The 13578-nt window shown below is 52.9% G+C and carries 11 protein-coding genes; 9 read left to right on the forward strand and 2 right to left on the reverse strand.

The window, feature by feature from the left end; genetic code table 11:
• Positions 1-43: 43 nt before the first annotated feature.
• Entirely contained in the window at positions 44-1021 is a 978-nt protein-coding gene (locus Kalk_RS17785; RefSeq protein WP_101895531.1) for an NADPH:quinone oxidoreductase family protein, read from the reverse strand.
• A 222-nt stretch (positions 1022-1243) separates the two neighbouring features.
• On the opposite strand from Kalk_RS17785, the gene Kalk_RS17790 reads away from it, so the two are divergent.
• The 5 genes from Kalk_RS17790 to Kalk_RS17805 all read left to right on the forward strand — a co-directional run bounded on the left by Kalk_RS17790 (position 1244) and on the right by Kalk_RS17805 (position 7058).
• Positions 1244-2014 carry a 3-hydroxyacyl-CoA dehydrogenase gene (locus Kalk_RS17790; protein ID WP_101895532.1) on the forward strand — a complete coding sequence of 257 codons (771 nt, stop codon included), beginning with the start codon at positions 1244-1246 and terminating at the stop codon, positions 2012-2014.
• A 150-nt stretch (positions 2015-2164) separates the two neighbouring features.
• Positions 2165-2287 carry a hypothetical protein gene (locus tag Kalk_RS21620; RefSeq protein ID WP_267892401.1) on the forward strand — a complete coding sequence of 41 codons (123 nt, stop codon included), beginning with the start codon at positions 2165-2167 and terminating at the stop codon, positions 2285-2287.
• Positions 2288-2339: 52 nt separating this feature from the next.
• On the forward strand, positions 2340-3521 hold the full coding sequence (locus tag Kalk_RS17795) for an MFS transporter (protein WP_101895533.1): 1182 nt from the start codon (positions 2340-2342) through the stop codon (positions 3519-3521).
• Positions 3522-3540: 19 nt separating this feature from the next.
• A complete protein-coding gene (locus Kalk_RS17800) occupies positions 3541-4167 on the forward strand; it encodes an FMN-binding negative transcriptional regulator (RefSeq protein WP_101895534.1) in 627 nt (208 codons plus the stop codon).
• A gap of 95 nt (positions 4168-4262) precedes the next feature.
• On the forward strand, positions 4263-7058 hold the full coding sequence (locus tag Kalk_RS17805) for an EAL domain-containing protein (protein ID WP_267892445.1): 2796 nt from the start codon (positions 4263-4265) through the stop codon (positions 7056-7058).
• Here the strand turns inward: Kalk_RS17805 and Kalk_RS17810 are convergent.
• Positions 7047-9143: an SDR family NAD(P)-dependent oxidoreductase gene (locus Kalk_RS17810; protein ID WP_101895536.1), complete on the reverse strand. Its 2097-nt coding sequence runs from the start codon at positions 9141-9143 to the stop codon at positions 7047-7049. The two genes, Kalk_RS17805 and Kalk_RS17810, sit on opposite strands and share 12 nt — an antisense overlap.
• 149 nt (positions 9144-9292) lie before the next feature.
• Here Kalk_RS17810 and Kalk_RS17815 point away from each other — a divergent pair, with 149 nt between their 5' ends.
• From Kalk_RS17815 to Kalk_RS17830, 4 genes are all read left to right on the forward strand, one after another.
• Positions 9293-9925, forward strand: coding sequence for a TetR family transcriptional regulator (locus tag Kalk_RS17815; RefSeq protein ID WP_158643562.1), 633 nt, complete (start codon positions 9293-9295; stop codon positions 9923-9925).
• Between the two features lie 115 nt (positions 9926-10040).
• Positions 10041-11894, forward strand: coding sequence for a dihydroxy-acid dehydratase (ilvD, locus tag Kalk_RS17820; RefSeq protein WP_101895538.1), 1854 nt, complete (start codon positions 10041-10043; stop codon positions 11892-11894).
• A gap of 167 nt (positions 11895-12061) precedes the next feature.
• Positions 12062-12946: a Dyp-type peroxidase gene (locus Kalk_RS17825; RefSeq protein WP_101895539.1), complete on the forward strand. Its 885-nt coding sequence runs from the start codon at positions 12062-12064 to the stop codon at positions 12944-12946.
• A gap of 124 nt (positions 12947-13070) precedes the next feature.
• Entirely contained in the window at positions 13071-13256 is a 186-nt protein-coding gene (locus Kalk_RS17830) for a hypothetical protein (RefSeq protein WP_101895540.1), read from the forward strand.
• Positions 13257-13578 lie beyond the last annotated feature (322 nt).

A 13578-nucleotide genomic window follows, 5' to 3' on the forward strand; every position in this document is an offset into this window, starting at 1 on the left:
CACTGGTTTGGGTTTGTTTGGTGTGCTGACTACGGCGTGGCCGTTACTGCATCGTCAGTACAACTTTTCCAACCGCCTTCCGTTGCAGCAATAAATTCATCGCATCCGCTACCTGTTCAAGCGGGTAACTGGCACACACGTAAGGCTTGATCTTGCCCTCCATCGACCACTGGAACAGTTCTTTAAAGTTGTCCTGATTGGCTTGGGCTTCTTTGGCCAGGGAAGCGCCCCAGAACACGCCCACTACAGAACTGCTTTTCAACAGAGTCAGGTTGGCTGCCAGCTGCGGAATATCGCCACTGGCAAAACCCACCACCAGCAGGCGGCCGCCCCAGTTAATACAACGCATGGCTGTTTGAGTGTATTCGCCACCCACTGCATCGTATATGACATCAGCGCCGTTACCGCCGGTCAATTTTTTCACTTGATCCTTCCAGTCCGCATCGTTGTAATTGACGATGTGATCCGCCCCGCGTTGTTGGCACACCGCCAGCTTCTCATTATTGCCACCTGCCGCGATGACCGTTGCCCCCATCAATTTACCTAATTCCACGGCGGCCATGCCCACACCGCCAGATGCACCCAGTACCAGCAGGGTCTCACCTGCTTGCAGTTGCCCTCGCTGCTTGAGCGCGTAGTAAGAGGTACCATAGATCATGGTGAAGGCGGCGGCCTCTTCGTAACTGAACGCCGACGGCATAGGGAAACAGCTGGCTGCTGGCACCACGATTTCTTCCGCGTAGGCACCCACAAAGGCAAAACCCATCACCTGATCGCCTGGTTTAACGTGGGTTACTTTGTCGCCTACGGCTTTCACGGTGCCCGCCACCTCTGTACCGGGGATGAAAGGCAGGGGCGGCTTGAATTGATACTTGTTTTCGATGATCAGCGTGTCGGGAAAGTTAATGCCCGCAGCATGTACGGCGATCAGTACGCCGTCAGCGCCAACACTCGGGGAGGGTACTTCTTCCACCACCAGTTTTTCCGCCGGACCGTATTCTTTACAAAGCACCGCTTTCATGGGTATGTTCCCTTTCGTTGTCGTATCGTTGTTGTCGTGGCAGAGAAGGTTACGCAGTCTGCAATTTTGAAGTCAATCAGAAGCGCGATCACTGACTGAAAAGGCTAATTAACTGTCAGTTTTGGCCAGTAGCGTGTTGATATTGCCCTGTGTATACTTTCGACCCGATAGTCACACCCATACTCAAATCATCAAAATTTATTATGTAGGCGAGGATTGAACATGGATTTACAAGGCAAGATTGCTGTCGTAACCGGGGGCGCGTCAGGTCTGGGTAGAGCGACCACAGAAGCGTTTTTGGCCAAAGGTGCCAAGGTTGTTATTTTCGATCTGAACGAAGATGCCGGTAATGCGGCTGTTGCTGAGCTGGGCGCTAACTGCCGATTCGAAAAAGTGAATGTGGCCGACGAAGCGTCTGTGCAAGGTGCCATCGCCAACGTATTAAGCGCTTTCGGTGCGCTGCATGTTGCAGTGAACTGTGCCGGTATTGGTTCTGCTATGAAAACCTACGGCAGCAAAGGCCCGCACTCGCTGGAAATTTTCCAGAAGGTTATTGCGGTAAACCTGGTGGGTACTTTCAATGTTACCCGTCTGGCGGCAGAAGCCATGGCTAAAAACGATCCGGTTACCGAAGATGGTGAGCGTGGAGTGATTATCAACACGGCGTCGGTTGCGGCGTTTGATGGTCAGGTTGGTCAGGTGGCGTATTCTGCGTCTAAAGGTGGTGTTGTGGGCATGACATTGCCGATAGCTCGTGACTTGTCTACCTACGGCATTCGAGTGAACGTGATAGCTCCGGGGATCTTTAATACTCCGTTAATGAATGCAGCCCCCGACGCGGTGAAACTGCCACTGGTTGAAATGACTCAGTTCCCCAAACGTCTGGGGCATCCCCCCGAGTACGGTCAGCTGGCCTGCCAGATGGTTGAAAATGGATTCTTTAATGGTGAAGTTGTGCGTCTGGACGGCTCTATCCGTATGGCGCCTCGCTGATCGAACCCACAAGGTTTGATGGCCGCTAAGCCCGCTTTTATAAGCGGGCTTTTTTGTGGATGACGTTTGATGGCCGCTGTACGGAATGAGGTGGAAGCGTGTAAAGTGAGGGTTTGACGGCTTTTGATATTCTGACCAAGGAACCTCACCATGATAAGAAAAATTGGATTGATTACTGTACTGGTACTGGCTGGTATCACCCTGTCTGGTTGCACCACTTGCGATGTGGCGCTTTGGCTGGGGGATGATGTTTGCGCTATTGGTAGTATTTGATTGGGCGTTGTTGCGGGCTGAGTGAAACGCAGCTTGGAGCGTAGGGAAACCGGTGAATTATCGTAACCTGATCCTTTTGGTATTGGGGCAATGTACCCTGGGCGCCACTGCACCCATGTTGGTGTTAATCAACGGATTTATCGGTACAGAGTTGGCTCCCACCGAAGCTTTGGCGACACTGGGAATGGGTACGTTGGTGGCGGGTACGGCGCTGGCCACTGTGCCTGCTGCCAGGTTGGCGCAGCGGCGGGGCCGCCGCTTTGGCTTTATGGTGGCAGCAATGCTGAGCATTCTGGGCTCGGCTCTGGCCATTGGCTCCATTCACTTCCACAGTTTTACCTTGTTTTGTGTGGCCATGTTTGTGCTGGGCACCACCTTGGCATTTATGCAGCAATTTCGTTTTGCCGCAGCGGAGAATGCCAGGCCAGACCAGATCAGCCTGGCGGTTTCCATGATTCTGTTTGCCGGAATTGGCTCTGCCATGATCGGCCCCCGGCTGGGGGTGGCCGCAGCGCCGTGGCTGCCAGAGCTGCCTTACGCTGGATCATTTGTTGCCCTTGCTGTGCTGGCATTGGCGTGTTTGTTGGTGATGTCCTTTTATCGCTCCCAAGCCCGGCCCAGTCAGAGCGAGCCCACTTCGGTAACCCGGGTGCAGCTGTGGCGTCCAGGTTATGTATTGGGTGTATTGTGTGGTGCCACGTCGTTCTCGGTGATGAGCTTGGTGATGACAGCCACACCCATCAGTATGCACCACCATCAGGGGTTGCCCTTGGCTGAAACCGCCGACGTGATTCAGTGGCATATTGTGGCCATGTTTGTGCCGTCTCTTTTTACCGGTTATCTAATCAAGCGCATAGGCGTGCAGTGGGTTGCACTACTGGGCATCCTGATCAATATCGCCTGCGTATTAATGGCGCTGTCGGGTGTGACATTGCAGCACTATCTGGTGGCGCTGGTGCTGTTGGGGCTTGGCTGGAACGCACTGTTTATGGCGGGAACCCACTGGGTCGCGGTTACCCATGCCGGAGAGGAGCGCTTTCAGGCGCAGGCCAATAATGATTTTATTGTGTTTGCTTGTCAGGGGGTTGCATCCCTCAGCGCGGGTTTTCTGCTGGCTTTGATTGGGTGGCAAGGGCTGAATTTGGTAGCGCTTGCCATGTTGTTGATTTGTATGATGGTGTGGTTCCACCTAGTATTGATCAGACAGGTTCACCGTCTAGGTGTGGCAACGTAGGTTCTAAGCAGGCTTTGTGATGTATACGCCGGATTCATTTTTGGTTTCTGAACGGGAAGTGTTATATGACTGGATCGAGCGCTGGAGCTTTGGCAAGCTGGCGACAACCCAGCGTGGACGCATAGAAATCAATTCGTTTCCGTTCTATCTGGATCGGGAGAAGCATGAGTTGGTGGGCCATATGGGGCGCACCAACAGGCAGTGGCAAAGCTTGATGCGGGCAGATGACCTCTTGGTGTGTTTTGACGGCCCCCATGGTTATGTTTCGCCGCGCTGGTACAGTCAGCCGGATGGTGTGCCAACGTGGAATTTTTTGAGTGTTCAAGTGGTTGGAGCGGCAGAGCTGATTAAGACAGAAGCCGAATCCGTATCGGTTCTACGCCATATGTCCGAAATAAATGAAGAGCACTATGGCGAGGGCTGGACGCTTGATGAGCTGGCTGCGGACAAGTTGAGCATGATGCTCAAAGCACTGGTGTTCTTCCGTATCAAAATCCAATCAATGGAGGGTAAGGCCAAGCTGAGCCAGAATCGCAGCAAAATGGATCGCGTAGGTGTGATTCAGAAGTTTGCAGCCAGCCCGGATACTCAACTCCAGGCATTAGCCCGTTTGATGAAGGATGCTCTCAAGCAGGAGCAGAAGTAAACCTTGCAGCTATGGCAGCAAAGTTGAGCTAGAATGTCAGAAGGATTCTTACACAGGGTTGGTGTGGGTTGCTTAGGCATATTCCTTTCATATTGTTGTTCTTTTTTATAGCTTTTTCTGCTTCGGCAGAAGAACTCAAGCCCCTCACTGTTCAACTTAAATGGCAACACCAATTTCAATTTGCAGGCTTTTACGCGGCCGTGGAAAAAGGCTTCTATCGTAAGGCCGGTTTTGAGGTAACCCTTAAGCAAGCCGCGGTGGGCGTTAACCCCATAGAAGTAGTCTTGAGCGGAAAAGCAGATTACGGTGTCGCCAATTCGGAATTACTGCTTTATCACCTAAAAGGCAGCCCTGTCACGGCGCTGGCCGTTCTGATTCAGCATTCCCCATTGGTTCTGGTAAGCCTTGAAAACTCGGGGATATACAGCCCTCAGGATTTGATTGGCAAACGCGTAATGTTTCCCGCTGGCCCCTACGGCGCCAATACGTTGGGGTTGTTGGCTCGAGAGGGTGTTGAAGCTTCACAGGTAAAGCAGGTGCCGATGTCGTTTAATGTGGATGACCTGATCAATGGCCAAGTGGATGCCATGGTGGGTTACGCGACGGATTTGCCTTATCAACTCAATGAAAAAGGTGTTGCCTTTAATCTTATCCAGCCGCGCAGTTATGGTATCGATTTTTATGGGGATACCCTTTTCACCTCGCGGGATCGGGTAGGCAACAAGAGTGAAGAGGTGCGCTTGTTTCGTAACGCGACCCTGGCGGGATGGCGCTACGCTTTGGAACACCCACAAGAGGTTATAGGTTTTCTGCAAACTCGCTTTCGTAGCTCGAAGGATTTGGAAGCGCTGCAATTCGAAGCAACCGCAATGCGGAAATTGATGGCACCAACCTTGGTGGACCTGGGCCATATGAACCCTGGGCGCTGGCAGCATATCGGCGAAACGTTTGCCGCACTGGGTATGGGCCCCAAAAAAATCGACTTGGATGGCTTTTTATACGACCCGAATCGTACGGTATTTAATGAGCGGATGCGGCAGCTGATTTGGTGGATGGTAATCGCTGCGGCGCTAGTGGGCCTGCTTTTATTGTTGCTGGTTGCGTTGAATTGGCGGTTAAACCGAAAAGTGTCAGCGCATGCGCTGGAGCTCGCCGAGCGCAAGCATCGGGAAATATCCCTGCGTTTGTTATCGAAGGCGGTGGAAAACAGTCACTCAGGCGTCTTGATCATCGACAGCAGCGAAAAGGTTGTCTATGCCAACCCAGCCTTTTGTGAGCAGTGTGGGTTAGATGCACCTGAGCTGCAAAGCATGAACCTGAGTGATGTGCGACGTTATCTGGCATTGCCCGAAATTGATTCCAGATGTTGGGAAGGCTCAGCTGAGCTTGCTGTGCCAGTGGAAGTGAAGGGCCGGTTTGCAGATGGAAGTGAGCGTTGGGTGCAGGTGGCGGTTTCGCCCATTTTAGAGTATCCAGATCAGGGGGTGGAGCTATACAGGGAGCCTGCTCCTGTCAGCCACTATGTGTTTTCATGCGAGGACATAACACCCCAGAAGAAAAGCCAAGAACAGATGGAAAAGCTGGCGTTTTACGATCAACTTACAGGCCTGGAATCTCGATTGCTGTTCAAGCTGCGATTGGAGAATGCACTGGCACGTTCTGCCCGTGATAACAAAATGACGGCCCTCATGTTTATCGATCTTGATTTGTTTAAGAAAATAAACGATCACTATGGCCATGACGTGGGGGATGAAGTTCTGAAGGCGGTGGCCACTCGAATCAGACAAACGGTGCGCAGTAATGACACAGTGGCTCGCATCAGTGGCGACGAATTTACGGTGATCGTATCCGATATTGTAGATCATACCGTGGTGCGCAGAGTGGCTGAGGATATTCTTAATTCCTTGACCAAAGCAATTAACGTGGCGGGCATTGAACACGTTGTCAGTGTCAGTATCGGCATTGCAATCACACCCAGTGATGCCAATGATGTGGAGACCTTAACCAAGCATGCCGATGTTGCCATGTATCAGGCTAAAAAAAGCGGGCGTAATGGCGTGCAATTTTTCTCCCATTCTATGAATGAGTGGGTTAGAGAGAAAAAGCAGTTAGAGCAGGACATGAGAGAGGCATTGTCCGAGCGCCAGTTCAAGTTGGTATATCAGCCGGTTGTAGAGCTGACTACCGGCAAACTGGTAGGGCTTGAAGTGTTACTGCGCTGGCAGCACCCGGTAAGAGGCAGTATTTCACCTGAATATTTTATTCCGTTGGCCGAAGAAAGCGGGTTGATATTGCCTTTGGGGAAATGGCTTGCTCATGAGTTGATTGCTGCCATGCAGCGGATATCAAGTGTGGGTGTTACCGGGCTAATGATGAGTATCAATATGAGCCCGAAGCAGGTGCGTGATGATGCACTGTTACGAGATGTCAGTCAGATATTGCAACGTCAGGGTGTCGACGATTTCAGGCTGCTGCTGGAGCTGACTGAACGTGCCCTGCGGGATGATGGGCGCAACGATGGCGTCAACCTGCGGCGCTTGACTGAACTTGGTTTCAAACTGGTTATTGATGAATTCGGCGAGGGAGGTGTATCGGTAAGAATGTTGAGCGAACTGCCCGCTGAGTACATCAAAATCAGCAGGCAGTTTGTTCAGGAATGTGCCTATAACGTTGCTTCACAGCAGGCGATATGTGCAACTCTGGCGCTTGCTCGATGCTTGGGCATACAAGCGATTGCGGTAGGGGTTGAATCCCTTGATCAGGTTAGGTTTCTGCGTGAACAGGGTTGTGCTCTGGGGCAGGGGCACTTGTTTTCGCCTGCCAGCGAACTCGAAGAGTTACTGGATCGGTTCAGCCCCGACAACGTCGTCATGTTCACGTCAGCGACCTGATTCGCTATTCGTTGTTTGTCGTTCCACAGGCTGTTTGCTTTTCTTTCTGGTCGATTGTTCTGGCTTTTCCCTTGGTTGCGGAGGTGCCTCGCGCACTACCTGATAGCTCAGGTTGACAATGCTCTCTGAGATTTTTGGGAACGCGTAGTAGCTTGCTAAGGCCGCCCGACCTAATGGCCCGACCTTGCGCTTGTTGCGAGTAATGATGATGTCCAACATCCAATCTACGGCTTTCTCTGGTGACATGGCCGGGGTGTAATCGTAGATTTTGGTGGGCTCAATCATGGGGGTGCGCACCAACGGATAATTGATGGTGGATACGGTTACACCAGTGTGAGCCAGTTCATTGGCGGCTACCCAGCTCCAGCCCTCCAATGCCCATTTTGAGCCAAGGTAGGCCGAGAAGCGGGCTGGGTTGGCTTGAATGCCCACAGTGGAAACATTAATGATATGGCCGTCACCTCGCTGCATCATTCCGGGCAGAAGATTCAGGGCCATACGTACAGACCCAAAGTAGTTTAGCTGCATGGTGCGTTCGTAATCGTGAAACCGATCCAGGCTGTATTTGATTGAGCGTCGTATTGAGCGGCCTGCGTTATTGATCAGGATATCCACGCCGCCGTGGTTGGAGATGACTTGCTGACACAGGCGATCCACATCGTCGCCATCTGCCAGGTTGCCCGTGTAAACGAAGGCTTTACCGCCGGCACGTTGAATAGCGTCCGCTATGGTGTCCAACTTATCTTTAGAGCGGGCCACCAACAGCAAGGTTGCACCGGCCTCGGCTAGCTGCTGCGCAACTTGTGCGCCAATTCCGGAGCTGGCCCCGGTGAGCAGAATAGTCTTACCATCTACTCGTTCCTGCAGAGCCGTCCGTGATTGGAACAGGCTTTTCGCATTCCACTTCCAATGATCCTGGGCTCGCTGCAAGTACGGGCGTAATTTCGGCTTGCGAAATAATACTTTGTCGGCCTCAGGCTGAGGCGCGGTGGAGGCTTTGGTTTGGGGTGAAAGATGCTGCCGCCAGTATTGCCATAACGCGGGCATGTACTGCTTCAGGTCTGGCGGGGTAATGCCTGAGCCTGCCAGCGCCTGGGCTGCGTTGCGGCGGTCAAAGGTGGTTTGATAGGTAATAAAGCTAAGCGCTTCTGGAGCGATATCCATACTTAGCAACAGCTTCTGAACCAGCTTTTGCTGCGCCAATGTAGGGATGGTGGATTCCGGAAGTTTATTCAGAATCTTATTGGGCAGTTGCCAGCGGAAGCCAGGTAAGTCGGAGGTGTCTGCAATCAGGTTGACCAGCTCACCCAGTGAGTAGTGCTGTGGATCTGTGAGGTTGAAGCACTGGCCATCCAGGTTGGGTTGATGAGCAATATAAACCATGGATTGAGCAACGTAGTCCACAGGCACAATGTTGAATTGGCCACCCTCGATGCCTGGAATCGGTGTCCATTTCGGTAGCCAGCGGCCGATGATTTCCAGCAGTTGGAATAGGTAATAAGGGCCGTCGACTTTGTCCATCTCGCCACTTTGGGAATGGCCAACCACCATAGATGGTCGGTAAATACGAAAGGGCACCTTGGCTTCATCCCGCACGCATTTTTCGGCCAAATGCTTGGTGAGGAAGTAAGGATTGGTGAAATGGGTGCCTTGGTCAAACATGTCCTCTGTGAACTGGCCTGGGTATTGGCCCGCTACGGCGATGGAGCTGACATGGTGGAAGCATCCCACCTGCAGGGTGTGCGCCGCCTGCAGCGTATGGCGGGTGCCTTCCACGTTGGCCTGCTGCTGAGCATTGGCATCGGCTTTCAGATCATAAATAGCCGCAACGTGAAACAGATGGTTTATCTGTCCTTTTAGCGGTTCTGCGTCTTCTGGGCTGATGCCCAGTCCGGGCTGGGTCAGGTCGCCGCTGATGGCGTGCAAGCGTTCTGCGGATTTGCCGAGCTGTAGCTTTACCTTATCCAGCTTATGCTCTGAGCCGGTGCGAACTACCGCATACACGGTGGCTTGGGGTTGCTTCAGCAGTTCTTCCACCACAAAGCGGCCTATAAAGCCGGTGGCACCGGTAATCAGGTAGTTCATAGTGTCTTCCATCGATAGATAAAGCTAACAAGTGTTAGTTAAGTTAATGTGCAGTTAAGCCCTTGTCAACCTGGGCTTGGTATAAAAAATTGTTCATTCCTATATTGAAGGATAAACTAACAGCTGTTTGTTCAAAAAAAGGCCAGCAGATGAATCAAGTCAGCACCCGAAACACCCGCTCCGATCGCAAGGAGGCTTCCCGGCGACGGATACTGGCCGCTGCCATGCAGCTGGTGGAAGAGGGGCGTTCGCCGGATGCACTAGGGCTGCGGGAGGTAGCTCGTATGGCCGGTATGGCGGCACCCTCCCTGTATAACCACTTCGCCGATATGGATGAATTAGGGTTGGCGTTGGTGGACGATTGTCTGATCCGGTTGCGGGCGGTGGCCCGTGGTGCCCGTAAAGAGATTATCAACAATGACACGGCAGTGGCCCTGAAAAGCCTGTTGCTGCAGTTTTCCGGCGCGGTAGCCCATTTCGAGCCGCAGTTGCGTCTGCTGATCATGCAGTGGTTCAACGTTAACCCCGAATATCGGCGCATTATCCGCCGTGAGCTTTCCATTATGCGCCGTGAGATGGCGGTGGACATGCGAGACGCTGCCGCTGGCCGGGGGCTGGCCAATCATGAATATGAGCTGGAGTCCGATACGATCTTTTCCTTGTTGATTACTTTCGTTCTGAATGCCCTTGATCTAAGTAAGGAAAAGCGTGAGCAGCGCCTGCTTATTTTAGAGCGCCAGATACTGATGGTCGTGATGGGCAGTCGCGCCCTCAACGTCTGAATGCCTGTTGATACGGGCCGCTTCCTGATATTCTATGCACCCTTAAACAAGCTTCGAATCATCAGGCACCCCAGCCTGAATTTTGCTAACAGACAGTAAAGCAGGAGAGCACCACATGCCGGCGTATCGTTCCAAAACCTCCACCCAAGGTCGTAATATGGCGGGCGCTCGTGCCCTGTGGCGGGCCACCGGTATGAAGGATGGCGATTTCCAGAAGCCGATTATTGCGGTGGCCAACTCATTCACCCAGTTTGTACCAGGGCATGTGCATCTTAAGGATCTGGGCCAGTTAGTGTGTCGGGAGATCGAAAAGGCAGGCGGCGTGGCTAAAGAGTTTAATACCATCGCGGTGGACGATGGTATTGCCATGGGACACGACGGCATGCTCTACAGTTTGCCCAGCCGCGAAATCATTGCCGATTCCGTTGAATACATGGTGAATGCTCACTGTGCCGATGCCTTGGTGTGTATTTCCAACTGCGACAAGATCACCCCGGGAATGCTGATGGCTGCCCTGCGTCTTAATATCCCGGTGATTTTTGTGTCCGGTGGCCCAATGGAGGCGGGGAAAACCAAACTGGCCGATAAAATCATCAAGCTGGATCTGGTGGACGCCATGGTGGCAGCCGCAGACCCCAATATCACCGATGAAGAGGCGGACATGTACGAGCGCAGCGCCTGCCCGACCTGTGGCTCCTGCTCCGGCATGTTTACCGCTAACTCCATGAACTGTTTGACCGAGGCGCTGGGTTTATCTCTGCCCGGCAACGGCACCACTCTGGCCACGCACAAAGATCGTGAGCGCCTGTTTCTGGAAGCCGGTCGCAGTATCGTGGGCATCACCAAGCGTTATTACGAGCAGGATGACGAAAGCGTGTTGCCGCGCTCCATTGCCAGTGTAAAAGCCTTTGAAAACGCCACCACTTTGGATATCGCCATGGGCGGCTCTACCAACACCATCCTGCACTTGATGGCGGCGGCCCAGGAAGGTGAAGTGGATTTCGGCATGGCCGATATTGATCGACTGTCCCGCAAGGTGCCGCAGTTGTGTAAGGTCGCGCCCAATACGCCGCAGTATCACATCGAAGACGTGCACCGTGCCGGTGGCATCATGGGTATTCTGGGCGAACTCAATCGTGCGGGTCTGTTGAACGCCGATGTGCCTACGATCCATGCGCCTACCATGGCGGATGCCCTGGCCAAGTGGGACATCACTGTGACCGATGACGAAGCTGTACATACCTTCTTTAAAGCGGGGCCAGCTGGCATTCCTACTCAGCAGGCTTTCAGCCAGGATTGCCGTTGGGATTCCGTGGATGCGGATCGTGCCAACGGCTGTATCCGTTCATTGGAGCATGCCTATTCCCGCGAAGGCGGTTTGGCAGTATTGACGGGCAATATCGCCCTTAACGGCTGCGTGGTGAAAACCGCAGGTGTGGATGAAAGCATTCACGTGTTTGAAGGCCCGGCCCGTATTTTCGAAAGTCAGGATTCTGCGGTGAAAGGCATTTTGGGTGACGAAGTTCAGCCCGGTGAGGTCGTGATTATTCGTTACGAAGGCCCCAAAGGTGGCCCCGGTATGCAGGAAATGCTGTACCCCACCAGTTATTTGAAATCAAAAGGCCTGGGCAAGCATTGTGCGTTGCTGACCGATGGCCGTTTTTCTGGAGGTACCTCCGGTTTGTCTATCGGCCATGTGTCGCCGGAAGCAGCATCCGGCGGTGCCATTGGCTTGGTGGAGCCTGGTGACCTTATTAAAATCGACATCCCCAATCGCACCATCGATGTGCTGCTGACCGATGAACAGCTGGCAGAGCGTCGTGCCGCAATGGACGCCAAGGGCAAGGATGGTTGGAAGCCTGCGGAGCAGCGCACCCGTAAAGTCAGTACTGCCTTGCGTGCTTATGCTGCGTTAGCAACCAGTGCGGATCGTGGTGGTGTGAGGGATCTTTCCCAGATCGAGCAGTAACAGCGGTATTCTATGCCCACACAAAAACGCCCCGCATCTGTGGGGCGTTTTTGTGTCAGTAAAACGTGAAACCGATTCTCGACAGATATTGATCTGGGTGTATTGCGTGACTGAGTGACTGTGTTATAAAAGTTGTTCATTAATATAAAGGATTGGATCTGTTCGTTATGTCTGCATCACAAGCCGGAATTCTGCAACCCGTACCCAAGGTGGCCCGTCATCTGATTTTTACCCACTCATTGGAGAGCGATCCTGTAGAGCAGCTACGTCGCTTGCAGGATGTGGCCGACGGCGACAGCATTGTGGTGGGGCTGGGGCAAAGTCTGTTGCTGCATTTAGGGTGCGACGTTAAAGGGATGCAGGATATGCCTGCCCTGTCTGGTTCATCCGTAGAAATACCTTCTACACCGGCCTCCCTGTGGATTTGGCTGCGGGGTGAAGATCGAGGTGATCTTGTGGTGCAAACCCTGGCGTTGAAGCAGCGCATGGCGGGGGCATTCGAACTGAGGGATGCGGTGGATTGCTTTATGCATCATGACAGCCGCGACCTTACCGGGTACGAAGACGGCACTGAAAACCCGGAAGGGGAGGACGCCGAGCGCGCGGCGTTGGTGTCCAGCGGTATCGAGGGGCTGGATGGCTCCAGCTTTGCCTCGATACAGCAATGGTTGCACAACCTTTCTCATTTCCAGGCACTACCACAAACCGAGCAGGACAACATATTCGGGCGTCATCGTGACACCAATGAAGAGTTCGATTCTGCCCCCGAATCAGCGCATGTAAAGCGATCCGCGCAGGAAAGTTTTACACCGGAGGCCTTTATGCTGCGTCGTTCCATGCCTTGGAATAACGCAACCCAGGAAGGCTTGGTGTTTCTTTCGTTCGGGCACAGCTTGGCCGCGTTTGACGCCATTATGCGGCGCATGGTGGGATTGGAAGATGGTATCACCGATGGCCTGTTTCGTTTTACCCGGCCGGTAAACGGAGCCTATTTCTGGTGCCCCCCCATGAAAGATGGAAAGTTAAATTTGAGCCTGTTGAAAATCAGTTGATGTTGTTCGTGTGGTTGAGCGGCTACTCTGTAAACATTTTTCTTCACAAATGTAGAACCGTCTGGTAGCTTTATCAGTGCAGTTGAATAGTAAAAAATGCACGCACTCCTGACGAGGTTCAGACATGCAAGCAGAACTGACGCTCAACCTGAAATGCCCCTCCTGTGGATCCCTCACCCCCAAATCCCTGACTGAAATCAAAGCGCAAAAAGCCTTTGATTGTGAGTGTGGTTTCCATGCGGATTTAACACCCAAGGCCTTGGCCAGGCCAGCTAGACAGCAGCGCGAAAAGCTGGCTATCCCGGCGTAGAGTCGCTCAGGGCAAATAGCCCGGCGTACCCGGTGGTGTGAACGCTCAACAGAGCTGTGGTTCTGGGGTGTCTTGCCCACTCAAAATTAACCAAACCCGGTGGATTCTCATTAATTCCCACCTGTGGTAGCCTGCCCCCTTTCAATACCTGCCCAGCATTGTCATGTCACTCATTCGTTCCAGACCGTGTTAGACGCCCATTGTTCGGTCAGGCCTGGATCTGAACGAGAACCAGTAAATCTTTTATTCATGCACTTTTGGCTGCGGGAGTAGTAAATGCTCAGTTATCGACACGGTTTTCACGCAGGCAATCATGGAGATG

Source organism: Ketobacter alkanivorans (assembly GCF_002863865.1).
Classification (GTDB): Bacteria; Pseudomonadota; Gammaproteobacteria; order Pseudomonadales; family Ketobacteraceae; genus Ketobacter; species Ketobacter alkanivorans.